The following is a 23,354-nucleotide window of genomic DNA, read 5'->3' on the forward strand; positions in this document are numbered from 1 at the left end:
CCGATGCTGGTCATGAAGGGCATCGTCAAGCAGTTCCCCGGCGTGCGCGCGCTGGACGGCGTCGACCTGGACGTGCGGGCGGGCGAGGTGCACTGCCTGCTCGGCCAGAACGGCGCCGGCAAGTCCACGCTGATCAAGGTGCTGGCCGGAGTGCACCAGCCCGACGAGGGCACGATCGTCTTCAACGGCGCCGAGGTGCGCCCGAGCAGCCCGATCGACGCCATCAGGCTCGGCTTCGCCACCATCTACCAGGAGCTCGACCTGGTCGACGGGCTCAGCGTGGCCGAGAACATCTTCCTCGGCCACGAGCACGCCCGCTTCGGCTTCGTGAACAGGCCGGCCGCCCGGCGCGCCGCCCGCGAGGTGCTCGAACGGCTCGGCCACGGCGAGATCCGCCCGTCGGCCGAGGTCGGCCGGCTGTCGCCGGCGGCCAAGCAGGTCGTCTCGATGGCCCGCGCGCTCTCCCACGACGCCCGCCTGATCATCATGGACGAGCCGTCGGCGGCGCTCGCCCACGACGAGGTCGCCAACCTCTTCCGCATCATCCGCGAGCTCACCGCCCAGGGCGTGGCCGTGGTCTACATCTCCCACCGCCTGGAGGAGATCCGCGAGATCGGCGACCGGGTCACCGTGCTGAAGGACGGCCGTACGGTCGCCGTCGGCCTGTCCGCCCGCGACACTCCCACCACGCAGATCGTCTCCCTCATGACCGGCAGGAACGTCGAATACGTCTTCCCCGCCAAGGCGGGCCGGTCGCCGGGCGAGGAGGTGCTGGAGGTCGAAGGGCTGAGCTCGCCGGGCGTCTTCTCCGACGTCTCGTTCTCCGTGCGCGCGGGCGAGATCGTCGGGCTGGCCGGCCTCGTCGGCTCCGGGCGTTCGGAGATCCTCGAAGCGGTGTACGGCGCGCGCCCGGCCACCGGCCGCGTGCTGCTCGCCGGCCGGCCGGTACGCCGCAGCGTCGTCGGCACGGTGCGCCGCGGCATGGGCCTGGCACCCGAGGAGCGCAAGGCCCAGGCGCTGCTCCTCGACCAGAGCGTCACCGCGAACATCACGCTGGGCAGCCTGACGGGGTTCGCCCGGTTCGGCTGGCTCGACCGTAAACGCGAGCGGGAGGAGGCCAAGCGGTTGGCGGAGATGCTGGACATCAGGCCGCCCGACCCCGAACGCCCGATCAGGACGCTGTCGGGCGGCAACCAGCAGAAGGCCGTGCTCGCCCGCTGGCTGCTCGGCAGCCGCAAACTCCTCCTGCTGGACGAGCCCACGAGAGGCGTGGACGTGGGCGCCAGAGCCGAGCTGTACGCGGTGATCCGCAACCTGGCCGAGCAGGGCATCGGCGTGCTGCTGGTCTCCAGCGAGGTGCCCGAGGTGCTCGGCCTGGCCGACCGCGTGCTGGTGCTGCGCGAGGGGAGCGTCATCCACGAGGGCGACGCCGCCGGCCTGGACGAGCACGGCGTACTCGACATGATCATGAATGGGAGGGCGGCGTGATGAGCGAGCCCACGAAAGCGGAGGCGCCCTCGGCCGCGGGAGGCGGCGGGCCGTCGCGCGGAGGCATACCCGGGCTGGGATCGCTGGGCGGCCTCGGCGAGATGCGGCATCTCGGCCTGCTCGGCGCGCTGGCGCTGCTGGTCGTCGTCGGCCTGGTCACCCGGCCGGACAACTTCGCCACCGCCTCCAACCTGGTCAGCATCCTGTCCCTGGCCGCCACGATCGGCGTGATCACGGTCGGGGCCACGTTCGTGATCATCGGTGGCGGCATCGACCTGTCGGTGGGCGCGGTCATGGCGCTGGCGTCGGTCTGGGCGACGACGGTGGCCACGCAGTCGTACGGGCCGGTGGTGATGGCGATCTGCGCGATCCTCGTCGGCACCGGGGCGGGACTGGTCAACGGGCTGCTCATCGCCTACGGGCGGCTCGTGCCGTTCATCGCCACGCTCGCCATGCTCGTCGCCGCCCGCGGGCTGGCGCAGCGCATGTCCGACCGCAAGACCCAGCTCATCGACGCCGACAACGCCGCCCTCGTGGAGTTGTCGACCACCCGCGTGCTGGGCATCCCGCTGCTGGTCTACATCTTCGCGCTGGTCGTGGTGCTCGGCTGGGTGGTGCTCAACCGCACGACGTTCGGGCGGCGGACGTACGCGGTCGGAGGCAACCCCGAGGCGGCCAGGCTCGCCGGGATCGACGTGCGCAGGCACACGATGCTGCTCTACGCCCTGTCGGGGATGTGCTGCGGCATCGCCGCCATCCTCATCATGGCCCGTACGACGACGGGCTCGTCCACCCACGGAGACCTGTACGAACTCGACGCCATCGCCGCCGTGATCATCGGCGGCACGCTGCTCACCGGGGGCCGGGGCACGATCATGGGCTCGATCCTGGGCCTGCTGATCTTCACGCTCATCACGAACCTGTTCATTCTCAACGGGCTCAACACCAGCGACCAGCTGATCGCGAAGGGCCTGATCATCGTCGCCGCCGTCCTTCTCCAGCGGCGGAACCTGAAGGAGAGAGCACCATGAGTGAGAACGTCGCGCGCAGGGGATTCCTCGTCGGCGGAGCCGTACTCTTAGCGGCCGGCTGCACCAGCAACGAGCCCGAGGCGGCGCCGACCAGCGCGGCCGCCGTTCCCGCCCCCGCGGCCAGCGGCAACGACGAGCCGGGCCAGAAGGTGGTGATCGGCTTCTCGGCGCCGGCGGCCGACCACGGGTGGATCGCGGCCATCGCCAAGAACGCCGAGGCCACCGCGAAGCAGTATTCCGACGTCGAGTTCAAGCCGGTCGAGCCGACGAACGACATCAACCAGCAGATCTCCGCCGTCGAGTCGCTCATCGCGGCCAAGGTGAACGCGCTGGTGATCCTGCCGAACGACGGCCAGCAGCTCAACCAGGTCGCGCTGCAGGCCACCGAGGCGGGCATCCCCGTCGTCAACCTCGACCGCGTCTTCCCCGACAAGCTGGCCTACCGGACGTGGGTCGGCGGCGACAACTACGGCATGGGCGTGGCGGCCGGGCACTTCATCGGCAAGCAGCTCAAGGACAAGGGCGTGTCGAACCCGGTGATCATCGAGATCCAGGGCATCGCCACGCTGCCGCTGACCCAGGACCGCACCAAGGGCTTCGCCGACGCGCTCAAGACGTACGGGTTCAGCGTCACCGCCAAGCAGGACGCGCAGTTCACGGTGGAGACCGGCAACGAAGTGGCCACGTCGCTGCTGCAGGCGCACAAGAAGATCGACGCGCTGTGGAACCACGACGACGACCAGGGCGTCGGCGTGCTCGCCGCCATCAAGGAGGCCAACAGGGACGAGTTCATCATGGTCGGCGGGGCCGGCTCGCTGAACGCGATGAAGGAGATCCAGTCGGGCACCTCGGTGTTGCAGGCCACCGTCACCTACAGCCCGACGATGGCCTCCTCGGCGATCAAACTCGCGCGTCTGATAGCACAGGGTAAGGGCATGAGTGATCTGGTGGAGAACCAGGTTCCGCAGTCCATCACACTCGCGTCCGAGACCATCACCAAGGAGAACGTCGAGAAGTACCTGTCGCTCGGCTTCGAATCCTGATCGGGGGTTGCATGTCAGACAGAACCACCATCGGCGTGGGCATGGTCGGCTACGCCTTCATGGGCCGCGTCCACTCGCAGGCCTGGCGGAGCGTGGGGGCCTTCTTCGACCTCCCGCTGGCACCGCGCATGGCGGTGCTCGCGGGCAGGTCGAAGGAGCGCACCGAAGCGGCGGCCGCGCAGCTCGGCTGGGACGCCGTCGAGACGGACTGGAGAGAGCTGGTCAAGCGCGACGACGTGCAGATCGTCGACATCTGCACGCCGGGCGACTCGCACGCCGAGATCGCCGTGGCCGCGCTGGAGGCCGGCAAGCACGTCCTCTGCGAGAAGCCGCTGGCCAACACCGTCGCCGAGGCCGAAACCATGGTGCGGGCCGCCGCGGCCGCGCCGGGCAAGAACATGGTGGCCTTCAACTACCGGCGGGTGCCCGCGGTCGCGCTCGCCCGCCGGTACGTCGAGGAGGGCAGGCTCGGCGAGATCAGGCACGTGCGGGCGCAATACCTGCAGGACTGGATCGTCGACCCGGAGTTCCCGCTGGTCTGGCGGCTGCAGAAGGATAAGGCGGGGGCCGGCGCGCTCGGCGACATCGGCTCCCACATCGTCGACGCCGCCCAGTTCATCACCGGACAGAACGTGGTGGGCGTGTCCGCGCTGACGGAGACGTTCATCAAGGAGCGCCCGCTGGCGGCCGAGTCGGCCGGGCTCGGCGCGACCGGCACCTCCGCCACGGGCCAGGTCACCGTCGACGACGCCGCCCTGTTCATCGGCCGGCTCTCGGGCGGGGCGGTGGCCTCGTTCGAGGCGACCCGCTTCGCCACAGGGCGCAAGAACGCCATGCGCATCGAGATCAACGGCTCGCTCGGCAGCCTCGCGTTCGACTTCGAGGCCATGAACGAGCTGTGGTTCAGCGCGGGCGGAGGCGGTTTCGAGCGCATCCTCGTCACCGAGCCCGACCACCCCTACGTGGGCGCCTGGTGGCCGCCCGGGCACGGGCTCGGCTACGAGCACACCTTCACCCACGAGGTCAAGGACTTCCTGGAGGCGATCGCCACCGGAGCCGACCCCACACCGTCGTTCGCCGACGGGCTGCGGGTGCAGCGGGTGCTGGCGGCGGTCGAGCAGAGCGCGGCTGAGGGCAGCCGCTACACGAACGTGGAGGACTGATTCATGCGACCCGTCACGCTGTTCACCGGACAGTGGGCCGACCTGCCGTTCGAGGAGGTGTGCCGGCTGGCGGCGGAGTGGGGCTACGACGGCCTGGAGATCGCCTGCTCCGGTGACCACTTCGACGTCGCCCAGGCCGTGGCCGACCCGTCGTACGTCGAGCAGAAGCGCGCCCAGCTGGACAAGCACGGCCTCAGGGTGTGGACCATCTCCAACCACCTCGTCGGCCAGGCCGTCTGCGACCTCATCGACGAGCGTCACAAGGCCATCCTGCCCGCCCGCATCTGGGGCGAGGGCGACCCCGAGTCGGTGCGCCAGGCCGCCGCCGAGGAGATGAAGGACACCGCGCGGGCCGCCGCGCTGCTGGGCGTCAACACGGTGGTCGGCTTCACCGGCTCGTCGATCTGGCACACCGTCGCCATGTTCCCGCCGACGCCGGCCTCGATGGTGGAGGCCGGCTACCAGGACTTCGCCGACCGCTGGAACCCGATCCTCGACGTCTTCGACGAGGTCGGCGTGCGTTTCGCGCACGAGATCCACCCGAGCGAGATCGCCTACGACTACTACACCACCCAGCGCACGCTGGAGGCCATCGGCCACCGGCCGGCGTTCGGGCTCAACTGGGACCCGTCGCACATGGTCTGGCAGGACCTCGACCCGGTGGCGTTCATCCTCGACTTCAAGGACCGCATCTACCACGTCGACTGCAAGGACACGCGCATGCGCGTCGGCGACGGCCGCAAGGGCCGCATGTCCTCGCACCTGCCGTGGGCCGACATGCGGCGCGGCTGGGACTTCGTCTCCACGGGCCGGGGCGACGTGCCGTGGGAGGACTGCTTCCGCGCCCTGAACTCCATCGGGTACGACGGCCCGATCTCCATCGAATGGGAGGACGCCGGCATGGACCGGCTGGACGGGGCCCGGGAGGCGCTGGGCTATATCCGCACGCTCAACTCCATCACCCCGCCCGCCACGGCCTTCGACGCCGCCTTCTCCACCGAGTAGCCCTTCGAGGCGGCGATTATCCTTTCACTGGGACTGCCGCGATGAAAGGATAATCGCCGTGGCGGCAACCTGAGGGCTGGGACCACCGAGCGGGCAAATCAGTCCATGATGACGATCTGGCGCAGGACCTCGCCGCCGCGCAGGGCCGCGACCGCGTCGTTCAGGTCGGCCAGGCGAATGCGCGAGCTGATCATGGACTCCAGGTCGAGCTTGCCGGCCTTGTGGAGCTTGGCGAAATAGGGGAAGTCGTGGCGTACATCCGCCTCGCCGTACAGGCTGGACAGCAGGTTCTTGCCCTCGAACAGCAGGCTGAACGCCGAGATCGACACCATGTCGTCCGTCGCGCCCGCGCCGACCACGACGACGTCGCCGCCCGCCCGCGTGACCTGCCAGGCGCTCTGGATGGTGGCCGACTTGCCGACGACCTCGAACCCGTAGTCGAAGCCTGCGCCGCCGGTGAGCTCGCCTAGCGCCTCGGGGACCTGCTCGGGCGTCACCGCGTGCGTGGCCCCGACCTTCCTGGCCAGTTCGTGCTTGGACTCCAGCGGGTCGACCGCGAGGATCGTGCGCGCGCCGGAGAGCCGGGCGCCCTGGATGACCGACAGGCCGACGCCGCCGCAGCCGATCACCGCGACCGTGGAGCCGGGGCGGACCCTGGCGGTGTTGATCGCGGCGCCCACGCCGGTCGTGATGCCGCAGCCGATCAGGGCCGCCGCCTCCCACGACACGTCGTCGTCGATCTTGATGGCGCCCTGCCACGGCACGATGATCTCCTCCGCCCAGGTGCCGCACCCCGCCATCCCGAACACCGTCGCCTCGTCGCCGCCGAGCCGGAAGTTGCCCTTGCTGAAGGACTCGATCACGTACTTCATGCACAGGTACGGCTGGCCGCCCACGCACAGGTCGCACTCCTGGCAGGCCGGGCGCCAGCTGATGACGACGTGGTCGCCCGGCTTGACGGAGGTGACGTGCTCGCCCACCTCGACGACCTCGCCCGCACCCTCGTGGCCGGGGACGAGCGGCACGGGCTGCGGGAGCACGCCGCTCATGGCCGACAGGTCCGAGTGGCAGACGCCCGTGGCCCTGACGCGCACGCGCACGTCCGACGGCCCGACGGGGGCCAGGGTGACGTCGTCGCGGATGTCGAGCTTGTCGTTGCCTACGGCGTGCAGGATCGCGGCGCGCATGTGGAGTCCTCCTCGGTGGGACGTGTGCGGGGGTGCCGGGGGCGGTGAACCCCCATCGGGCTATTCCTCCAGCGAAAGGGCGGCCTTGGGGCAGGACCGCACCGCGTGGCGGACGCGGTCCTGCATCTCGGGCGGTGGTTCGGGCAGCAGGACGTGCAGCTGGTCGTCGTCGTCCACCTCGAACACCTCGGGCGCGAGGCCCATGCACACGGCGTTGGCCTCGCAGACCAGCTCATCCACGGTGATTTTCAAGCGAGCCTCCTGTGATCCCATGAGACCACTTTGGTGCGCTCGACGACGTACGCAACCCGTTTGAGCCCGGTTTTCTCGACGTACGGGCGCAGCAGCTCGTCCGGCACGCCGGGCGTCGTCCCGCGGGCGACCATCATGCCGACGTCCATGACGCGGTCGCGGTCGTCGAGGCGTTCGGCCTTGCCGTAGACCAGGACGCCGCGCAGCTCGTCGTAGGCGTCGCCGGTCTCGACGAGGCAGGTCACCCGGGGGTCGCGGGCGAGGTTGCGGGCCTTCTGCGACTTGGCGTAGGTCCAGAAGGCGATCCGTCCCTCGGAGAGCCCGTAGAACATGGTCACCAGGTGCGGCGTGCCGTCCCTGTTGATGGTGGCCAGCTGCAGCTTGCGTGCGGCCTCCAGGAAGGCGGTGACGTCGTCGTCGGACATCGCGATGCGAGCGCGCTGATTCACGCTGCCAAGTAGAACAGGTTGCAGAAGTACTGGGCAAGAGCCCGACGGAATGTTGTTCGGTTCGGCTAGGGTGCATGCTCATGACCATGCCGCCAGAGCTGCTCCGCGCGGCCGAGCACGCCAAGGGATTCATGCCGCCGGCAGAGGGGATCGCCCTCTTCGAGACGGCCCTGCGCTACGGCCCGCTCGGTCCCATCTGCGAGATCGGCACCTACTGCGGCAAGTCCGCGATCTACCTCGGCACCGCGGCCAGGCAGGCCGGGTCCGTGGTCGTCACCGTCGACCACCACCGCGGCTCCGAGGAGATCCAGCCGGGCTGGGCCCACCACGACCCGACGCTGGTCGACCTCCGGTTCGGGAAGATGGACTCACTGCCGACGTTCCGGGCCACGATCGCGGCGGCGGGCCTGGAGGACGAGGTGATCGCCGTCGTCGGGAGGTCGGAGCGCGTCGCGGGGCTCTGGAACACCCCGCTCGGCATGTTGTTCATCGACGGTGGCCACTCCGACGAGCCGGTGACCCTCGACTACGAGGGCTGGGCGCCGCACGTGATGGAGGGCGGCGCGCTGGCCTTCCACGACATCCATCCCGACCCGGCCGACGGCGGGCAGGGCCCCTACCGCGTCTACCGGCGGGCGCTGGCGTCGGGCGCGTTCGCCGAGGTGGCGGTGCACGGCTCGCTCCGCGTGCTGGAGCGCGTCGGCCCGGGCATCTAGACGCGTGACCGTACGCTTTCCTCTGCGGCTTCCGGGCCGGTCCGCGTCTCGGGCGTCGTGAGCGCCACAGCGAGCGCCCCGAGGGCGACGACGAGCAGGTAGCAGCCCGGCGCCACCGGCGTGCCCGTGACGTCGACCAGCCAGGTGGAGACGAACGGCGCCGTACCGCCGAAGAGCGCGAGGGCCGCGTTGTAGCTGATGGCGGCGCCCGTGACGCGGGTCGCCGGCGGGAGCAGCTCGACGAAGAAGGTGTAGCTGCCCCCTCCGTACGCGCACAGCGCCGCGGCGAGCAGTAGTTGCCCGACCACCGCTGAGGCCAGCGACCCGCTTGTGACCAGGAGGAAGGCGGGCATGCTGACCGCCGCGACCGCCGCGGCGCCGGCGACCAGCATCGGCCTGCGGCCGAACGCGTCGGAGAGCCTGCCCCCGATCGGCAGCAGCACCGTGAAGGAGAGCAGCGCGACGGCGTTGGCCACGAGCGACTCCAGCAGGCTCAGCCCGGCGACCGTCTGCAGGGAGGTGACGAAATAGCCGACGAGGACATAGAAACCGAGCCCGGACAGGGCCATGACGGCGAAGATCTGCCCCAGCCGGGTCCCGTTGCCGCGCAGGCTGCCGCGCACCGGATGGCGTTCGACGGCGTTGTGCCGCTCGAGCTCCTGGAACGCCGGGCTCTCCTCGGTACGCCGGCGGATGTAGCTGCCGATCAGGGAGAGCGGCAGGGCGACCAGGAACGGGACACGCCAGCCCCACGAGGCGTACGCCGCGTCGGACAACACTCCGGAGACCGCCATGATGAACACCAGAGCGAGCACGGACGCCGCCCCCGTGGCCGCGACCGAGACGGCGATCCAGGTGCCGCGGCGCTCGAACGGAGCGTGTTCGAGCACGAACGAGGGCGCGCCGACCGCCTCACCGCCCGCCGAGAACCCCTGCGCCAGGCGGCACACGACCAGCAGGACGGGCGCGACGGTCCCGGCGGCCGCATACGTCGGCAGCAACCCGATCAGCGCGGTCGCGACGCCCATGCACATGAGCGTCGCGTAGAGGACGGCCCGTCGCCCGGCGCGGTCGGCCAGCGCGCCGAAGAACACCCCGCCGAGCGGCCGGGCCACGAACGCGACACCGTACACCGCGAAGACCGACAGGAGGCTCGCCACCGGGCTCGCGCCCGGGAAGAACGCCTCGGCGACGGCCACGGCCGAGAAGCCGTAGATCGCGAAGTCGTAGAACTCGGCGAACTGGCCCGTGCCGGCGCCGAGGAGCACCCGGCGCTGCGCCGCGGTCGTGCCGCCGGGACTGATGAGGTCGCGCATCAAGAGCAGGCTGTTCCCTTTCGGCCTGGTGGTCAGACCGAGAAGGCTAGCGCGTGCGCGCCCGGAGCTCGCGCTGGTCAGCCCCGGGAAGGCCGGCGCGCGTGCCGGTGGTCAGCTGCGCAGGCGGCGGGTCCACGAGCGGCGGACCTGTGCCTGCCAGCCGCGGAAGTCCTCGTGCGTGTGCGCCTCGTGCCCGAGCGCGATGAGCGCCCGGTCGGTCCACGAGGCCGCCTCCTCCGCGTCGGTGCCGGCCAGGATCGGCACGGCCCGCGCCGCGTGGCCGGGCAGCACTCCAGAACGCAGCCGCGCGGCCACGGCGAACGCGCAGCCCTGTGCCAGGTGTGCCCGGAACCCGTCGGCGCCCGCGTGCTCGGCCAGCCACCACAACTCGTCGGTCTCGGCCCCGCCCGTGTAGGTGGCGGCGAACCCGATCCCGCTCCACAGATCGGCCCGCCGCCCGGCGGGGAACCCGGCGATCCTGGCGGCGAGGTCGCCGGTCGAGGCGCCGTCGTGGTACCACAGCAGCCGCCCCAGCCCTTGGTCGAACACGGCGCAGTGAGCCCTGGTGAGCAGGTCGGGCATCATCCGCTCGCCCACCATCCGGTCCGCCCTGGCCAGGCTCCACTGGAACCCGAACCCGTCGACGGCAAGCCAGCGCAGCAGCGGATGGGCGCGCCGGGCGCCCCTGACGGGCCGCAGCCGCAGCAGCGCGTACCCGCGGCCGGCGCCGAGGTAGGCGGCGTGGCGGTGGTGCTGGGCGGGGCCGGCCAGTAGCTCGTGAAGGCGCCGGCCCCGGGTCAGCATGAGAAGGTCGAGGACGGTGCAGGCGGAAGCGGCCCCTTCGTAGCCGAAGGGCCGCTGCTCAGCCGACATTTCCTCGATCTTCTCGACTTCTCGCGACATCACCGCGTTAAAGCCGAGAACGTACGACTTTTCGGCATCGGTGAATTCTGTCGGAGAAGCTCCATCCCTGAGCCGGAACCTGCGCCGGCCCAGATCGGAATCCCGTGCGTCTTTGGCCAGGAACCTCCGCCATCCGCGCGCCGGAGACAGTGTCGGCTCGGTCCTGACCTGGTCCAAGAACGTTGTTGTGCCCGTGTCGCCCACGCTTCCCCCGAAGACGTCTCGTACCGGCCACTGACGAAGCTAGTTACCTCATTGGGCCTTTCATCGGCGGCGCACCGGATTTCCCCGGCAAAGAACCCGCAAAAGGCCTTGTGGACCGCCGAAGTACCAGGTCAGACGCCTTCGCCGGGGCGCCCCTCGGTCACCGGGGGAGGCAGGCGCCGGCCAGTCCCGGCGGCGCAACCGCAGACATCCGGGTCGAACACGGACGTGCCCGCGATGTCGCGGAACAGCCCGGACCCCGGCGAGATCTCCATCAGCGCGTCGGCCGCCAGGACGACCGCCGCCGCGGTGTAGCCCGACCGCTCGTGCGGGAAGTGTTTGCGGTTGGCGTACTGCCACCCCGTCCAGTACGAGCCGTCCTCGTGCCGCAGGTGTTGCACGTCGGCGAACAGCGCGGCCGCCCGGTCCCGATCGCCCAGCGCGTCGAGCGCCAGCACCAGCTCGCACGTCTCCGCCCCCGTCACCCACGGCTGGTCGGACACGCACCTGATACCGAGCCCCGGCACCACGAACGTCGCCCACTCGCGCTCCAGCAGTTCGTACGCCTGCCGCCCGCGCACCGCGCCGCCCAGCACCGGGTAGTACCAGTCCATGGAGAAGCGGCTCTTGTCCGCGAACGCCTCGGGATGCGCCACCAGCACGTGCGCCAGCCGGTCGGCGGCCAGCTCCCAGTGGGGTTGCGGGTCGCCCAGATGGTCGGCGAGCAGCACGCCGCAGCGCAGCCCCTGGTGGATGGAGGAGCAGCCGGTGAGCAGCGCGTACGCCGAGGGCCTGCCCTGCGCGTCGCGCTCCCAGGCGATCTCGCCCCGCTCGGTCTGCAGCCCCGCCACGTAGTCGAGCGCGGCCTTGACCATGGGCCAGTTCTCCTCGGTGAAGCGCTGGTCCGCGGTGACGAGATGGTGGTGCCAGACGCCGGCGGCGACGTAGGCGGCGTGGTTGGTCTCGCCGCCCAGCTCGGTGGGCGCGCCGTCGACCAGCTTCATCGGCCACGAGCCGTCGGCGCGCTGGTGGCGGGCCAGCCAGGCGTAGCCGCGGCGTACCGGCTCGGCCAGCCCGGCGACGGACATCGCCATCAGGCACTCGATGTGGTTCCACGCGTCGACGTGGCCCTCCGGCCACGGCACGCCGCCGTCGTCCTGCTGCATCGCCGCGATGCTCTCGGCCGTACGCACGACCTCCGCGTGGGAGATCATGGCTTCCGGACGTAGAGGACCACGCTCTTGCCGATGACCGGGTTGAGCACGGCCTCGGCGATCCTGGTGGCGGCAGGGCGTTTCATGATGTCCCAGACCAGCAGCTCGTGGTAGGCCTTGGCGAGCGGGTGGTCGTCGTTGTTGACGCCGACCGCGCACTTGATCCACCAGTAGGGCGCGTGCAGGCCGTGGGCGTGGTGGTGCGGGCCGATCACGAAGCCGACGGACTTCAGCTTGGCCGACAGCTCCGCCAGCGTGTAGATGCGCACGTGGCCGCCCGGCGCCGTGTGATAGTCCTCGTCCAGCGCCCAGCAGATACGTTCGGGCAGGAAGCTCGGCACGGTCACCGCGGCCGTGCCGCCGGGCCGCAGCACGCGGAAGATCTCACGCATGGCCGCCATGTCGTCCGGGATGTGCTCCAGCACCTCGGCGGCGATGACCCGGTCGAAGGCGCCGTCCTCGAACGGCATGTCGAGCGCCGTGCCCTGGACGGTTCCCGCGGTGCCGCCCTCGGGCACCTCGCCCGCCTTGTCCATGGCCGCGAACATGGCCGCCACGCTGTCCAGCTCCGCCTGATCCATGTCGAACGCGGTCACGTCCGCGCCCCGGCGGAGCACCTCGAAGGCGTGCCTGCCACCGCCGCAACCCAGGTCGAGCACGCGTACGCCGGGGCCGACGGGAAAGCGGGCGAAGTCCACGGTCAGCACTTGTCGCTTCTCCTCGTGATCGAGTGGTGATCAGCTCGCGCGGGCCGCGATGGCCTCGCGGTAGGCCTCGACGGTCCTCTTGGCCACGACGTGCCAGGTGTAGCGCTCCATGACGCGGTCGTATCCGGCTTTGCCGACGCGTTCGCGCTCCTCGGGGGAGTCGTGCAGGCGGCGCAGCACCGCGGCCAGCTCCTCGGCGTCGCCCGGCGGCACCTGCACGGCCGCGTCGCCCACGACCTCGGGCAGCGCGCCCGTACGGCTGGCCACCAGGGGCGTGCCGCAGGCCATGTGCTCGACGGCGGGCAGCGAGAAGCCTTCATAGAGCGAGGGCACGACGGAGATCTCCGAGGTGGCGATCAGCTCGCCCAGCTCGTCGTCGGAGATGCCGTGCACGAAGCGCACGCGATCCTGCAGCGACAGCTCCTGCACGAGCTGCTCGGTGGGGCCGCCGGGGGTGGGCCGGCTGACGACGGTGAGGTTGACGTCGCGCTCGGTGGCCAGCTTCGCCACGGCTCTGAGCAGCGTGGCGACGCCTTTCATCGGCGAGTCGGCGCTGGCGACCGCCACGATGGACCCTTTGCGCTTGGGTGTGCCGGGACGGGGGTGGAAATAGCGGGTGTCGACGCCGAGGGGGATCAGGCGCATGTTGGCCTGGGGGACGTTGAAGTCGCGGTGGATGTCGGCCAGCGACGACTCGCTGACGGTCAGGATCGGGCTCAGCCGGGGAGCGACGCGGGCCTGCATCTTGACGAACGCGTACCACCGGCGCATGGTCAGCTTCTTCGTGCCGCGGGCTGCTTCGAGCTCGATGCGGCGGTCGACGCTGATCGGGTGGTGGATGGTGCCGACGACGGGGAACAACTTCTGGATGCCCAGCAGGCCGTAGCCGAGGGTCTGGTTGTCCTGCACGACGTCGAAGTCGCCGACCCGCTTCTTCAGCTCGCGGTAGGCCCGCATGGTGAACGTCAGCGGCTCGGGGAACCCGGCCGTCCACATGGTGCCGACCTCGAGCCAGTCGATCCAGTCGCGATATTCGTGCAGCTTGGGTGTTCTGAACGGGTCTTCGTCGCGGTAGAGGTCGAGGCTGGGCACCTCGCGCAGGACGACGCCGTCGTCGAGCTCGGGGTAGGGCTGGCCGGAGAACACCTCGACGTGGTGCCCGAGTGCGACGAGTTCACGGCTCAGATGGCGGAGGTAAACGCCCTGGCCACCGCAGGTGGGTTTGCTGCGGTAGGACAGCAGCGCGATCCGCAGCGTTCGCTCCCGCACGGACACCCCTTTCTCGCCGGTAAGGCCCGGAGACGGGCGTGTACCGTAAAGATGACCTTAGTGCGAGAAGGCTACCATTCGGTAGGTTGCCGAGAATTGTTCACAGTGGCTCTCACAGGCCGTGCGAACTGCGAAGTTGCAGTAACCGAGCGTGGTTCGGTGGAACGCGTTCTAGGTGGCTTGATGCCCTATCGGGGCGCTTAGCTGTACATTCCGTCCCAAAGGGACGCGGGACGCGATCGTTGGAGGACCCTTGGCCAGGCGCGCTCTGATCACCGGCATCACCGGCCAGGATGGTTCCTACTTGGCGGAGCACCTGCTGGAGCAGGGCTACGAGGTCTGGGGGCTGGCCCGGGGACAGGCGAACCCGCGGGTGTCCAGGATGCGCAAGCTGCTCGCCGACGTACGCGTGGTGCGGGGCGACCTGCTCGACCAGGGTTCGCTGATCTCCGCGGTGGAACGCGTTCAGCCGGACGAGGTCTACAACCTGGGCGCGATCTCGTTCGTGCCCATGTCGTGGGAGCAGGCCGAGCTCACTGCCGAGGTGACCGGGATGGGCGTGTTGCGGATGCTTGAGGCGATCCGCGTGTGCTCGGGCGTGTCGCGGGGCGGAGGGGGTGCCGGCTCCTCCGGACAGATCCGCTTTTATCAGGCTTCATCCTCCGAAATGTTCGGCCAGGTCAGCGAGACCCCGCAGACCGAGAGCACCTCCTTCCACCCGCGCTCGCCGTACGGGGTGGCGAAGGCGTACGGGCACTTCCTCACCCAGAACTACCGCGAGTCGTACGGGATGTTCGCGGTGTCCGGAATCCTGTTCAACCACGAGTCGCCGCGGCGGGGGGCCGAGTTCGTCACCAGGAAGGTGTCGCTCGGGGTGGCCAGGATCAAACTGGGGCTGGCCACGCAGCTGCGCCTCGGCAACCTGGAGGCCCGGCGCGACTGGGGCTTCGCCGGCGACTACGTCAAGGCGATGCACCTGATGCTGCAGGCCGCCGGCCCCGAGGACTACGTGATCGGGACCGGGCGGATGAAGTCGGTCAGGGAGCTGGCGGAGGCGGCGTTCGCGGCCGCGGGTCTCGACTGGGAGCGGCACGTCGTGACCGACCAGGCGCTGCACCGGCCGGCCGAGGTCGACCTGCTCTGCGCCGACCCTAAGAAGGCGCGCACGCAGCTGGGATGGGAGCCGAAGGTGTCCTTCGACGAGCTCGTCGCCATGATGGTCGACTCCGACCTGCGCCTCCTCACCGACGGCGGCGACCCCGATCAGGACTCTTCCTGGCCGTGATGGGTTTTTCGTTCGTTACGGCACCGCCAAGGTCCGCCAGACGCCGTCGTCGGCTGGCGTCTGTCCAGGGGAACGGCCGCTGACCGGTCAGTGGCGCGCCACCGTTACGGCGCGCACGTTCACCGGGGACGTGGTTGGTGCGGCACCGTCCGCTGCCCGTGGCACGGTTGCCGCGGTCGGCGTGGTCGTCCCGGTTCGCGCGGTCACCGCCGGCGTGGTCGTCCCTGACCCGGCTTGCTCTCGCCTGGTTCACCGTTCTCGCCGGGCCCTGCGGGGTGGGTGGCCCGGCGGTAGGTGCCTGGGGTCAGGCCGAAGTAGCGGGTGAACCAGCGGGTCAGGTGGCTCTGGTCGGCGAAACCCGTCGTGGTGGCGGCCTCGCTGATGGGGACGCCGCCGGCGATCAGCGCGCGGGCCGTCCTGAGCCGTAGCTGGCGCTGGTAGTCGCTCGGCGGCAGGCCGTATTCGGCGTGGAAGGCACGGTAGACCGTGTACCGGCTGGCGCCGGTGGCGCGGGCCAGGTCGTCGATGGTCAGATCGTCCATCAGGCGGTCGTGCAGGAGCTGCCTGGCCTGTCGCGCCACCCGCGCCGATCGTCCCGCCAGGCCCGCCGGGTGGATCGGGCGGGTGGCGGCGCGGCGTACGATCCGGGCGATCGTCGTCGTGAGCAGCTCGTCGCGGCGCAGCGACGGGGCCTCGCCCAGCAGGGCGCCGTGCAGGACGCGCAGCGTGCCCGCCAGGGCGGGGTCGTCGACCACGGGCTCGGTGAAGAGCGGCAGGCCCGTCAGGCGGCCCGTCGCGTCCGTCAGGGTGTCGGAGACGAGCTCGGGTCCGATGTGCACGATCCGGTAGGTGAACCCGAGGGCGTCGGTGGCGTGGCCGTCGTGCGGATCCTCGGGGTTGAAGGCCATGATCATGCCCGCCGCGCTGGTGTGTGAGGAACCCCGGCAGGTGAACGACTGCGCGCCGGTCTCCGTGACCCCGAACGAGTAGGTCTCGTGGCTGTGCCGATGGTAGACGTGCCGTTCGAAGTGGGCGTGCATGGCTTCGAGCGGGCGGTCGGGTGAGCGCCAGTAGCGGGACCAGTCCTGCGCCATGTCTCCATCTTCCCCGCCCTATTGACAAGAAGGATTTTTACGTAAAGGATTGTTTTTGCGATGAGAGACATCCTGTATCTGGAAGAGATCGAGCAGGCCGAGGCACTGCTCAAACCGCAGCGCGTGGAGGTGCTGCGGCAGCTGGCCGAGCCGCGCACCTGCTCGCAGGTCGCCGAACGGCTGGGCCAGACGCCGCAGCGGGTCTACTACCACGTCAAGCGGCTGGTCGATGCCGGTCTCGTCGATCTGGTGTCCGAGCGCAAGGTCCGCGGGATCAGCGAGGGCATCTATCAGGCGGGCGCGCGGTCGTACTGGCTGTCGCCGCGCCTGGTCGGCCGGATCGGGCTGCGCAAGGCGCGCGACGAGCTGAGCCTCGGCTACCTGCTCGACCTCATGGAGGAGGTGCAGGCGGACATCGCGGCGCTCGACAGGACCGCGCCCGAGCTGCCGTCACTCGGCTTGTCCGGAGAGATCCACGTGCGCCAGGAGAACCGGCACCAGTTCATGACCGAGCTGCAGGCCATGCTGCAGGACCTGTTCACCCGGTACGGCGGCGCGGAAGGTGACGCCTTCAAGATCGCCCTCGCCTGCTACCCCAAGACCACGGACCACCAAGAGGAAGAGCGAGACGATGACTGAGCCCATGATCATCCGTGTCCGCGTCCAGGCGCCGCTCAAGACGGTCAGGCACGCGCTCACCGACCCGGCCGCGCTGCGCGTCTGGCTGGGCGAGCACGCCGAGGTGGCGCTGCCCGCCACCTTCGGGTTCTGGGGGCGCACCATCCCCGAAGGGGACGCGCCGCACCAGCGGCCGCTGCACGCCGACGAGCGCACCCTGCGGTTCGCGTGGTTGCTCGACGGCGAGGAGACGACCACCGAGTTCACGCTGGAGGAGGACGGCGACGCGACCATCGTGTCGGTGTCCCAGACGCACTTCGACTTCCAGGACGTGATCACCGGCAAGAGCATCAGGGGCGTGCTGCAGACGTTCTGGTGCTGCGCGCTCGCCAACCTGGCCGAGCACCTCGAAGGGCGCGAGCTCACGCCCAGGGTCGACTTCACCACCCCGGAGCTGCGGGCCCAGCTCACGATCGACGCCTCGCCGGCCGACGTGTTCGACTCGCTGACCGACTCGGAGGCGGTGACGCGGTGGTTCGGCTACCCCATCGAGATCGAGCCGTACGTCGGCGGGCGCTTCGCCATGGGCGGGCTCGACAACAACCCCGACCCGGCCAAGGTCGTCGAACTCGAGCCCGGACGCAGGCTCTCCGTCGACTGGGGTGCCGCGGGCATCGGCACGTGGGAGCTGGAGGGGTCCGGCGGCAAGACGCGGCTGACGATGGTGCAGAGCGGGTTCGACGAGGGGCGGCCTCCGTACGCGGCGTGGGGCGGCTTCCTGTCCGGGCTCGCGGAGCTGCGGCGCTACCACGAGGTGCCGGACTGGCAGCCGATGTTCCTGCCGTAGGTCGCGCACGAGCGTTCAAGACCTGGCCGGGCGGTGACGTCGAGACTTCAGCCATGCGATTCGATACCAAGATCGGCATTGTGGTGCGCGCGGATCTGGCCGCATGGCAGAAGCTCAACGTCACCGCCTTCCTGTCCGGCGCGGTCGCGGGCGGGGTGCCGGAGACCATGGGGGAGCCGTACGAGGACGGGTCGGGGAACGCGTACCTGCCGATGATCCGGCAGCCCGTGCTCGTCTACGCGGCCGACCTGGCGGAGCTGCGCGCCGTCCGCGAGAAGGCGGTGGGGCGGGGGATGGACGTGGCCGTGTACATCGAGGAGATGTTCAAGACGGGACACGACGCCGACAACCGGGCGGCCGTACGGGCGGTGGAGGCGGCGGAGCTGGCGTTGGTGGGGGTGGCGGTGCACGGGCCGAAGAACGGCGTCGACAAGGTCCTCAAGGGCCTCTCCCTGCACCCCTGACCTTCCGTACGACGCCGTACGGATCTGGAGAATGGCGGTGACGAGTCGCTCGTCAGAGAGGCCACCGATCTCCTCCTGACCCTCGCCGACCGGGCGCGCGCCCGGGTCGGGGAGAGCTGGCTGCGGGCCATCCCGGTCGACGGCGGCCTGCCCCGGCCTGCTGCCCAGATCAGGTCGGATTGGGCGACGGCCGGCTCGCCTACCTCCGAGCCGCCCGCCACAAGTCCCGTTACCGCTCAGGTCGATGAGACGTCCAGGCCTCAGCCGTGCGCGCAAACGAAGATGGGGCGGGGGTGGACCTGACCCCTCCCCATGGAGGTCATGTTCGAGACGGGGCGCGACGTCGGCAAGCGGGCGGCCGTACGGGCTGCGGAGGCGACGAGATCACGTGAATCGACATCACTTATTGTGCATGTGATGTAACACTTGGTGCCATGCCGTCCCCCCGACATGACACTCTGGTCAAGATGTTCGGCGACCGTCCGCAACTCGCCGTGGAGATCCTGCGCGACCTCATGGGTGTGAAACTGCCCGACACCCCGCTGATCCGGCAGGAGGAGCGGACCTTCAACACGCGCAACTCCGACGACATCGAAGTCGATCTGATCTTCACTCTGGGGCCACCGAACGAACCCGCACACGCCATCATCGTCGAAATCCAGCAGGGCACATCCAAAGATCCCCGGCAGCTCGCCCGCTACGCCGCCGCCACCTGGCTGCTCCTGGGGTGCGACGTCACCGTGCTGATCGTCTGTCCCGACCACAAGACCGCCGCACACTACGCGCGACCCATCGAGTCAGGGCTGACCGGCTACTGCCTGCTCCCCGTGGTGCTCGGGCCGGACGGCATACCGGCCATCACCGATCCCCAGCAGGCCGCCGCCAACCTCGACCTCGCCGCCATGTCCGTCATGATCCACGGCAACGACCGCAAAGTCGTCGAGGCGTTCGCCGCGGCACTCGCCGACACCCATGACGAACACGCTCCGCAGTACTATGAATACGCCTACAGCATTGCCGCGCCCGAGATCCGCTGCCTCATGGAGGAGATCATGACGTCCACCACCTGGCCGGTCTACAGTCCTTTCGCTCGCGAGCATTTCGGCCGTGGCCTCCAAGAGGGCCAAGCCCAAGGCAAGGCGGAAGGCAAGGCGGAAGGCAAGGCGGAAGGCAAGGCGGAAGAGGCGGCCAGGATGGTGCTGCTGGTGCTGACCGCTCGCGGGTTCGACGTCCCTGACGACACCCGCGCCCGGATCGTGGCCTGCACTGACTTGGCTCAGCTCGAGGACTGGGCCGTCCGTGCTGCCACCACCCAGACTCTCCACGACCTGTTCGGCGAACCGGGCTGATGTAGGGCTGGTGGATGTCTGGTTGTTCCGCCCGCGACCGTGTCCGTTGCTCCGTCCGTGACCGTGTCAGCCGACGGTGACCGGGAGTTCCTTGATGCCGTTGATGAAGTTCGAGCGCAGCCGGCGGGCCGGGCCGGTCTGGCGGAGGCGGGGGCGGCGGCGGGCGAGTTGTTCGAAGAGGATGCGGAGTTCCAGCTTGGCCAGGTGGTTGCCGAGGCAGAAGTGGGCGCCACCGCCGCCGAAGCCGATGTGCGGGTTCGGGTCGCGGCCGATGTCGAAGACCTCGGCGTCGGGGAAGACCGTGGTGTCGCGGTTGGCGGAGGAGTAGAAGACCACGACCTTGTCGTCGGCCTTGATCTGCTGCCCGCCCAGCATCTGGTCGGTCGTCGAGGTGCGGCGGAAGAGGTTGACCGGGGAGACCCAGCGGACGATCTCGTCGGCGGCCGTCCTGGCGAGGGCGGGGTCGGCGACCAGGCGCTCCCACTGGTCGGGGTGCTCGAAGAGGGCGAGCATGCCACCCGAGGCGGCGTTGCGGGTGGTCTCGTTGCCCGCCACGACCAGGAGGAGGACGAACAGGTCGAACTCGTTCTCGTCGAGCGTCTCGCCCTGCTCGTCGGGCTGGATGAGCTTGGTGACGATGTCGTTCTTGGGGTTGGCCCGGCGTTGCGCCCCGAGCTGGTTGGCGTAGGCGTAGACCTCCATGGCGGCGGCGGAGCCCTCTTCGGGGGAGTCGGCGTAGTCGGGGTCCTGGGCGCCGATCATGCGGTTCGACCAGTTGAAGAGCTTGTCACGGTCGGCCACGGGCGCGCCGAGCAGCTCGCAGATCACGTAGAGGGGGAGGGGCGCGGCGATCTCGGTGACGAAGTCGACCTCGCCTGAGCACTTGTCGAGCAGGTCGTCGCAGATGTCGCGGATGTGCTGTTCGAGGGCTCCTATCGTCCGCGGGGTGAAGCCCCGGTTGACCAGGGAACGCCGTCTCGTGTGCTCGGGCGGGTCCTGGTTGAGCATCATGTGCCGCTGGAGGGCGATCTGGTCGTCGGCCATCTCGTCGAACAGGGCCAGCCTCCGATAGGAGGAGAAGAGATCGGAGTGCCGTGAGACGTGGACGACCTCGTCGTACGTGGTGACGGCCCAGAAGCCGGGATCACCGTCGTGCCAGTGGATCGGCGAGTTCGCGCGCAGCCAGGCCAGCTGGTCGTGCGGAGGTCCGGCGGTCGCGTAAACGTCCCTGTCGACGAGGTCGATGTGCACCCGGATCACCCTCTTGATCAAGCGCTTGGTTACGCGGTACTGAAACGTGTTCTATTACGTCACTGTACGGCCGTCAAGGAGGCCTGTCCGCCGAAGCTTAGATCGTTCCTGGCAGGCTCGATGGGTGCTCGCGCCGTCTCTCTCCATGGTGCACGTTTTACCTCCGATGTTTGGGGTGGTGAAATTCTGGCTATGTGAACGTAGCCATCGGAGCGGTATCACGTTTCATAGCCCATGACCCTGCCCTAGGAATCTTCCACAAGTCACGTATCGGATGTATCCGGGTCGGTGCCCCTTGACATGCTCAGACGCTCGCACGAGCATCAGGGGTTGAGACATCCGATGTATAGATGAAGGATGCGGTGTGAAGCTGCTGCGAGTAGGACCTGCCGGCCAGGAGCGGCCGGTGGTGCTGGATGACGCCGGGAAGTTGCGCGACATCGGGGAGCCCGAGATCGACGGCGCCTTCCTCGCCTCCGGGGGAGTGGCGCGCGTCCGCGAGGCCCTCGAACGCGGCGATCTGCCCGTCGTCGACGCCGAAGGGCTGCGGATCGGCGCCCCTCTCGCGCGCCCCGGCAAGATCGTCTGCATCGGCCTGAACTACAGCGACCACGCCGCCGAGTCCGGCGCCGAGGTGCCGGCGGAGCCCGTCGTGTTCATGAAGGCCTCCAGCACCATGATCGGACCTGATGACGAGGTGCTGATCCCGCGGGGGAGCGTGAAGACCGACTGGGAGGTGGAGCTGGCCATCGTCATCGGCCGGGAGGCCCGCTATCTGGGCAGCGCGGAGGAGGCCCGGGGGGTGATCGCCGGCTACGCGATCTCCAACGACGTCTCCGAGCGCGAGTTCCAGCTCGAACGCGGTGGCCAGTGGGACAAGGGGAAGTCGTGCGAGACGTTCAACCCGTTCGGTCCCTGGCTGGTGACGGCCGACGAGGTGGGCGACCCGCAGCGGCTGCCCCTGCGCCTCTGGGTGAACGGCGAGCTGCGCCAGGACGGCGACACCAAGAACATGATCTTCGATGTGGCCGAGGTGGTGCGCTACCTGAGCCAGTTCATGGTCCTGGAGCCGGGCGACGTGATCAACACGGGGACGCCCGCCGGGGTGGCGATGGGGATGCCGGGCCAGCCGTATCTCCGGGCCGGTGACGTGATGGAGCTGGAGATCGAAGGGCTGGGCCGGCAGCGCCAGACGGTGGGCCGGGCATGAGCGGCTACCGCATCACCGGGATGACGACGCACGACGTACGCTTCCCGACCTCGCGTGAGCTCGACGGCTCGGACGCGATGAACCCCGACCCCGACTACTCCGCCGCCTACGTCGTCCTCACGACCGACGACGGGCACCAGGGCCACGGGTTCGCGTTCACGATCGGGCGCGGCAACGACATCCAGACCGCGGCCATCACCGCGCTGGAGCCGTACGTCGTCGGCAAGGACGTCGAAGACCTCGGCGCTCTCTACCGCGACATGGTCAACGACTCGCAGCTGCGGTGGCTGGGGCCGGAGAAGGGCGTCATGCACATGGCGATCTCCGCCGTGGTCAACGCCCTGTGGGACCTCAAGGCCAAGCGGGCGGGCAAGCCCTTGTGGCGGCTGCTGGCCGAGATGTCGCCTGAGGAGATCGTCGGCCTCATCGACTTCCGCTACCTGAGCGACGCACTCACCCAGGATGAAGCCCTCGAAATCCTGAAAAAGGCGGAAAAGGGGAAGGCGGAGCGGATCAGCCACCTGGTCGAGGCCGGCTACCCCGCCTACACGACCTCGCCCGGCTGGCTCGGCTACGACGACGAGAAGCTGCGCAGGCTCTGCAAGGAGGCCATCGACCAGGGCTTCGGGCAGATCAAGCTGAAGGTCGGCGCCGACCTCGACGACGACCGGCGCCGCTTCAGGGTGGCCCGCGAGGTGTGCGGAGCCGGCTACCCGATCGCGATCGACGCCAACCAGCGCTGGGACGTCGGCTCCGGCATCGCGTGGATCAACGCGCTGAGCGAGTACGACCCGCACTGGGTCGAGGAGCCGACCAGCCCCGACGACGTGCTCGGCCACGCCGCCATCGCGCGGGGCATCGCGCCGATCCCGGTGGCCACCGGCGAGCACGTCCAGAACCGCATCGTGTTCAAGCAGCTGCTGCAGGCCGAAGCCGTCTCCTACGTGCAGATCGACTCGGCCCGCGTCGGCGGGGTCAACGAGAACCTCGCGATCTTGCTGCTCGCGGCCAAGTTCGGCGTCCCGGTGTGCCCCCACGCGGGCGGCGTCGGGCTGTGCGAGCTGGTGCAGCACCTGTCGATGTTCGACTACGTGGCGGTCACCGGCTCCATGGACGGCCGCGTGATCGAGTATGTCGACCACCTGCACGAACACTTCGTCGACCCCGTCGTCATCAGGAACGGCCGGTACGTCGCCCCGTCCGCGCCGGGCTTCAGCGCGGAGATGCACGCGGCGTCCATCGCCGCCCACACCTTCCCCGACGGCGAGGTCTGGAGGAACGCGTCGTGA

The 23,354-nt window shown here is 69.6% G+C and carries 23 protein-coding genes; 13 read left to right on the plus strand and 10 right to left on the minus strand.

Going from position 1 to position 23,354, the window contains the following annotated elements:
- Nucleotides 1-3 precede the first annotated feature (3 nt).
- The 5 genes from ABGA98_RS12360 to ABGA98_RS12380 are packed head-to-tail and all read left to right on the plus strand — an operon-like array spanning nt 4 to nt 5,730.
- Nucleotides 4-1,488 (plus strand): sugar ABC transporter ATP-binding protein, encoded by a 1,485-nt coding sequence (locus ABGA98_RS12360; RefSeq protein WP_347618376.1) that lies wholly within the window; start codon nt 4-6, stop codon nt 1,486-1,488.
- Nucleotides 1,488-2,519 (plus strand): ABC transporter permease, encoded by a 1,032-nt coding sequence (locus tag ABGA98_RS12365; RefSeq protein ID WP_347618377.1) that lies wholly within the window; start codon nt 1,488-1,490, stop codon nt 2,517-2,519. Before ABGA98_RS12360 ends, ABGA98_RS12365 begins: the two co-directional genes overlap by 1 nt.
- Complete coding sequence (locus ABGA98_RS12370) at nt 2,516-3,562, plus strand: ABC transporter substrate-binding protein (protein WP_347618378.1); 1,047 nt, start codon at nt 2,516-2,518, stop codon at nt 3,560-3,562. Before ABGA98_RS12365 ends, ABGA98_RS12370 begins: the two co-directional genes overlap by 4 nt.
- A gap of 11 nt (nt 3,563-3,573) precedes the next feature.
- On the plus strand, nt 3,574-4,725 hold the full coding sequence (locus ABGA98_RS12375) for a Gfo/Idh/MocA family oxidoreductase (RefSeq protein WP_347618379.1): 1,152 nt from the start codon (nt 3,574-3,576) through the stop codon (nt 4,723-4,725).
- Between the two features lie 3 nt (nt 4,726-4,728).
- Entirely contained in the window at nt 4,729-5,730 is a 1,002-nt protein-coding gene (locus ABGA98_RS12380) for a sugar phosphate isomerase/epimerase family protein (RefSeq protein ID WP_347618380.1), read from the plus strand.
- A 98-nt stretch (nt 5,731-5,828) separates the two neighbouring features.
- On the opposite strand, the gene ABGA98_RS12385 is transcribed toward ABGA98_RS12380, so the two are convergent.
- The 3 genes from ABGA98_RS12385 to ABGA98_RS12395 are packed head-to-tail and all read right to left on the minus strand — an operon-like array spanning nt 5,829 to nt 7,618.
- Complete coding sequence (locus tag ABGA98_RS12385; protein WP_347618381.1) at nt 5,829-6,917, minus strand: Zn-dependent alcohol dehydrogenase; 1,089 nt, start codon at nt 6,915-6,917, stop codon at nt 5,829-5,831.
- Nucleotides 6,918-6,977: 60 nt separating this feature from the next.
- Complete coding sequence (locus ABGA98_RS12390) at nt 6,978-7,169, minus strand: ferredoxin (protein ID WP_347618382.1); 192 nt, start codon at nt 7,167-7,169, stop codon at nt 6,978-6,980.
- Nucleotides 7,166-7,618: a pyridoxamine 5'-phosphate oxidase family protein gene (locus ABGA98_RS12395; RefSeq protein ID WP_347618383.1), complete on the minus strand. Its 453-nt coding sequence runs from the start codon at nt 7,616-7,618 to the stop codon at nt 7,166-7,168. Before ABGA98_RS12395 ends, ABGA98_RS12390 begins: the two co-directional genes overlap by 4 nt.
- An 86-nt stretch (nt 7,619-7,704) precedes the next feature.
- On the opposite strand from ABGA98_RS12395, the gene ABGA98_RS12400 reads away from it, so the two are divergent.
- Nucleotides 7,705-8,334, plus strand: a complete 630-nt coding sequence (locus ABGA98_RS12400) for a class I SAM-dependent methyltransferase (protein ID WP_347618858.1) — start codon at nt 7,705-7,707, stop codon at nt 8,332-8,334.
- Here the strand turns inward: ABGA98_RS12400 and ABGA98_RS12405 are convergent.
- The 5 genes from ABGA98_RS12405 to ABGA98_RS12425 form a co-directional block, all read right to left on the minus strand.
- Nucleotides 8,331-9,650 (minus strand): MFS transporter, encoded by a 1,320-nt coding sequence (locus tag ABGA98_RS12405; protein WP_347618384.1) that lies wholly within the window; start codon nt 9,648-9,650, stop codon nt 8,331-8,333. The two genes, ABGA98_RS12400 and ABGA98_RS12405, sit on opposite strands and share 4 nt — an antisense overlap.
- A gap of 111 nt (nt 9,651-9,761) precedes the next feature.
- Nucleotides 9,762-10,757, minus strand: a complete 996-nt coding sequence (locus tag ABGA98_RS12410; protein ID WP_347618385.1) for a DUF1702 family protein — start codon at nt 10,755-10,757, stop codon at nt 9,762-9,764.
- Between the two features lie 131 nt (nt 10,758-10,888).
- Nucleotides 10,889-11,971, minus strand: coding sequence for a prenyltransferase (locus ABGA98_RS12415; RefSeq protein ID WP_347618386.1), 1,083 nt, complete (start codon nt 11,969-11,971; stop codon nt 10,889-10,891).
- Entirely contained in the window at nt 11,968-12,678 is a 711-nt protein-coding gene (locus ABGA98_RS12420) for a methyltransferase domain-containing protein (protein ID WP_347618387.1), read from the minus strand. The genes ABGA98_RS12415 and ABGA98_RS12420 overlap by 4 nt, the downstream gene beginning before the upstream one ends.
- Before the next feature lie 30 nt (nt 12,679-12,708).
- Nucleotides 12,709-13,953 (minus strand): glycosyltransferase family 4 protein, encoded by a 1,245-nt coding sequence (locus tag ABGA98_RS12425; RefSeq protein ID WP_347618388.1) that lies wholly within the window; start codon nt 13,951-13,953, stop codon nt 12,709-12,711.
- 247 nt (nt 13,954-14,200) lie between these two features.
- Here ABGA98_RS12425 and ABGA98_RS12430 point away from each other — a divergent pair, with 247 nt between their 5' ends.
- The gene (locus tag ABGA98_RS12430; RefSeq protein ID WP_347618389.1) at nt 14,201-15,232 is read left to right on the plus strand and encodes a GDP-mannose 4,6-dehydratase; all 1,032 of its coding nucleotides are present in this window, start codon (nt 14,201-14,203) and stop codon (nt 15,230-15,232) included.
- Nucleotides 15,233-15,435: 203 nt separating this feature from the next.
- Here ABGA98_RS12430 and ABGA98_RS12435 read toward each other — a convergent pair whose 3' ends face one another.
- Nucleotides 15,436-16,326, minus strand: a complete 891-nt coding sequence (locus tag ABGA98_RS12435; protein WP_347618390.1) for an AraC family transcriptional regulator — start codon at nt 16,324-16,326, stop codon at nt 15,436-15,438.
- A gap of 60 nt (nt 16,327-16,386) precedes the next feature.
- Between ABGA98_RS12435 and ABGA98_RS12440 the strand changes: the two genes are divergently transcribed.
- The 4 genes from ABGA98_RS12440 to ABGA98_RS12455 all read left to right on the plus strand — a co-directional run bounded on the left by ABGA98_RS12440 (nt 16,387) and on the right by ABGA98_RS12455 (nt 19,604).
- Complete coding sequence (locus ABGA98_RS12440; protein ID WP_347618391.1) at nt 16,387-16,965, plus strand: helix-turn-helix domain-containing protein; 579 nt, start codon at nt 16,387-16,389, stop codon at nt 16,963-16,965.
- On the plus strand, nt 16,958-17,791 hold the full coding sequence (locus ABGA98_RS12445; RefSeq protein ID WP_347618392.1) for an SRPBCC domain-containing protein: 834 nt from the start codon (nt 16,958-16,960) through the stop codon (nt 17,789-17,791). Before ABGA98_RS12440 ends, ABGA98_RS12445 begins: the two co-directional genes overlap by 8 nt.
- Before the next feature lie 53 nt (nt 17,792-17,844).
- Entirely contained in the window at nt 17,845-18,255 is a 411-nt protein-coding gene (locus ABGA98_RS12450; protein ID WP_347618393.1) for a DUF2000 family protein, read from the plus strand.
- 467 nt (nt 18,256-18,722) lie between these two features.
- A complete protein-coding gene (locus tag ABGA98_RS12455; RefSeq protein ID WP_347618394.1) occupies nt 18,723-19,604 on the plus strand; it encodes a hypothetical protein in 882 nt (293 codons plus the stop codon).
- A gap of 66 nt (nt 19,605-19,670) precedes the next feature.
- On the opposite strand, the gene ABGA98_RS12460 is transcribed toward ABGA98_RS12455, so the two are convergent.
- Nucleotides 19,671-20,855 carry a cytochrome P450 gene (locus ABGA98_RS12460; RefSeq protein WP_347618395.1) on the minus strand — a complete coding sequence of 395 codons (1,185 nt, stop codon included), beginning with the start codon at nt 20,853-20,855 and terminating at the stop codon, nt 19,671-19,673.
- 364 nt (nt 20,856-21,219) lie between these two features.
- Between ABGA98_RS12460 and ABGA98_RS12465 the strand changes: the two genes are divergently transcribed.
- Both ABGA98_RS12465 and ABGA98_RS12470 read left to right on the plus strand, forming a co-directional pair.
- Nucleotides 21,220-22,065, plus strand: coding sequence for a fumarylacetoacetate hydrolase family protein (locus tag ABGA98_RS12465; RefSeq protein WP_347618396.1), 846 nt, complete (start codon nt 21,220-21,222; stop codon nt 22,063-22,065).
- On the plus strand, nt 22,062-23,354 hold the full coding sequence (locus ABGA98_RS12470; protein WP_347618397.1) for an enolase C-terminal domain-like protein: 1,293 nt from the start codon (nt 22,062-22,064) through the stop codon (nt 23,352-23,354). The genes ABGA98_RS12465 and ABGA98_RS12470 overlap by 4 nt, the downstream gene beginning before the upstream one ends.

Origin of the sequence: Nonomuraea sp. B1E8 (assembly GCF_039871515.1) — a bacterium.
In the GTDB taxonomy this organism is placed as follows: domain Bacteria; phylum Actinomycetota; class Actinomycetes; order Streptosporangiales; family Streptosporangiaceae; genus Nonomuraea.

Excerpts from the sequence above, each read along its gene's own strand:
- ABGA98_RS12360 (WP_347618376.1), top strand. The coding sequence starts at position 4 with ATGCTGGTCATGAAGGGCATCGTCAAGCAGTTCCCCGGCGTGCGCGCG.
- ABGA98_RS12365 (WP_347618377.1), top strand. The coding sequence starts at position 1,488 with ATGAGCGAGCCCACGAAAGCGGAGGCGCCCTCGGCCGCGGGAGGCGGC.
- ABGA98_RS12370 (WP_347618378.1), top strand. The coding sequence starts at position 2,516 with ATGAGTGAGAACGTCGCGCGCAGGGGATTCCTCGTCGGCGGAGCCGTA.
- ABGA98_RS12375 (WP_347618379.1), top strand. The coding sequence starts at position 3,574 with ATGTCAGACAGAACCACCATCGGCGTGGGCATGGTCGGCTACGCCTTC.
- ABGA98_RS12380 (WP_347618380.1), top strand. The coding sequence starts at position 4,729 with ATGCGACCCGTCACGCTGTTCACCGGACAGTGGGCCGACCTGCCGTTC.
- ABGA98_RS12385 (WP_347618381.1), bottom strand. The coding sequence starts at position 6,917 with ATGCGCGCCGCGATCCTGCACGCCGTAGGCAACGACAAGCTCGACATC.
- ABGA98_RS12400 (WP_347618858.1), top strand. The coding sequence starts at position 7,705 with ATGCCGCCAGAGCTGCTCCGCGCGGCCGAGCACGCCAAGGGATTCATG.
- ABGA98_RS12405 (WP_347618384.1), bottom strand. The coding sequence starts at position 9,650 with ATGCGCGACCTCATCAGTCCCGGCGGCACGACCGCGGCGCAGCGCCGG.
- ABGA98_RS12415 (WP_347618386.1), bottom strand. The coding sequence starts at position 11,971 with ATGATCTCCCACGCGGAGGTCGTGCGTACGGCCGAGAGCATCGCGGCG.
- ABGA98_RS12435 (WP_347618390.1), bottom strand. The coding sequence starts at position 16,326 with ATGGCGCAGGACTGGTCCCGCTACTGGCGCTCACCCGACCGCCCGCTC.
- ABGA98_RS12440 (WP_347618391.1), top strand. The coding sequence starts at position 16,387 with ATGAGAGACATCCTGTATCTGGAAGAGATCGAGCAGGCCGAGGCACTG.
- ABGA98_RS12445 (WP_347618392.1), top strand. The coding sequence starts at position 16,958 with ATGACTGAGCCCATGATCATCCGTGTCCGCGTCCAGGCGCCGCTCAAG.
- ABGA98_RS12450 (WP_347618393.1), top strand. The coding sequence starts at position 17,845 with ATGCGATTCGATACCAAGATCGGCATTGTGGTGCGCGCGGATCTGGCC.
- ABGA98_RS12455 (WP_347618394.1), top strand. The coding sequence starts at position 18,723 with ATGTTCGGCGACCGTCCGCAACTCGCCGTGGAGATCCTGCGCGACCTC.
- ABGA98_RS12470 (WP_347618397.1), top strand. The coding sequence starts at position 22,062 with ATGAGCGGCTACCGCATCACCGGGATGACGACGCACGACGTACGCTTC.